Source organism: Priestia sp. KCTC 13724 (assembly GCF_056820425.1).
On the sequence record NZ_JBXDLD010000155.1, the window covers coordinates 1 to 1,158 of the forward strand.

At 35.0% G+C, this 1,158-nt stretch carries 2 protein-coding genes and 1 pseudogene; 1 reads left to right on the top strand and 2 read right to left on the bottom strand.

All coding sequences use genetic code 11. The annotated features are described in order from the left end of the window. Positions 1 to 145: pseudogene (locus AC1UFB_RS17155) on the top strand (IS4 family transposase); the annotation flags it as partial. Between the two features lie 191 nt (positions 146 to 336). Here the strand turns inward: AC1UFB_RS17155 and AC1UFB_RS17160 are convergent. Further along, positions 337 to 816 carry a hypothetical protein gene (locus AC1UFB_RS17160; RefSeq protein WP_328101881.1) on the bottom strand — a complete coding sequence of 160 codons (480 nt, stop codon included), beginning with the start codon at positions 814 to 816 and terminating at the stop codon, positions 337 to 339. A 112-nt stretch (positions 817 to 928) separates the two neighbouring features. Continuing rightward, entirely contained in the window at positions 929 to 1,084 is a 156-nt protein-coding gene (locus AC1UFB_RS17165) for a YvrJ family protein (RefSeq protein WP_025909932.1), read from the bottom strand. Positions 1,085 to 1,158 lie beyond the last annotated feature (74 nt).

Below are 1,158 nucleotides of genomic sequence, written 5' to 3' on the forward strand. Positions count from 1 at the left end.
GATTGTCTATTGCCTGCATGTACTGGCACAACTGAACACGAATAGTTCGAGAACGTACTTACAAATTAGCCGTTTACTGAAGGCAGCTCCATGGAAATCCGCTCACTTATGGCTACGAAAAATCGCAGGAAAAGCGGTCCCATAAAGGGTTTCCCGCCTCTGTCACACTCGTCAACAGTTATAGTAAAAAATGGATGTTTACTACCTCTGTTCAAGAGTATTCGTTTTTCTTTATAAAAGGAAAAATAAGAAAACAGAAAATTCAGTTAAAATTTATGCGACGCTAGTGTTAATTAATTAATTATTTTTTGTTCAACTACAAGCTATTTTTCAAGCTTAGTTACGGTTCTTAAATTGTAAAAAGTCTCGATAAAGAGTGAATCGAAAGTGCGGATAGCGTTCTTTATGCTCACGATATCCATAAGGAAGCATTAACGCAAACTTCCCTTTTTCAATTCCCATTAAAAATTTGCTAGAGTCGAGGGAATATTCACGAACAACCCAGCGAGCTTTTTCAATATTTCTAACTACAACTTCCCCTAAATAAACGCCTAGACAACGTTCAAATTCTTCTTTAGTCAGATTAAAAAATGAAAAAGACAGCTGATCTTCTACATCATAATATAGAAGTTCAATTATCTTTAAACTGTCTGGTGAAAAGTCAAATTCAAATTCATCAACTAACTTGCTAATTTCTTTTAACTTTTGTAAGCATTGCCCTCTCATTTCATGGTAATAATAGCTTGCTTCAAATTGATTTTCACATACTATTAAATCTGCTCCATAGCTTGTTGCGATGTCAGGGTACATGTTCATTACTTGAATCCCTCCACTTTTTATCTTAACAGCTAGATCAAGTATAACATGCTCATAAATGCAAAAAGCTCTTTTCCTTTATTTTACTAACACATCGATATTTCTCCACTTTTCAAGTTGATTCATTTTCCCGTTGTTCTAACTCGTAAGGTAATTTTTGAATCGACGTTACAACCATATCAAGCTTCGCTTCAATCCGATGCAGCAAATATAAAGTCACTACAATTGGAAAGCCAACATCTGAAACGAAAGAAAGCCAATCCGTCATTTTTCTTCTCCTCCCTCTATAAATGTTGATTTATCAACGGTTTGAGCCGTTGGTGGGGTGTCAAAAAAATATTT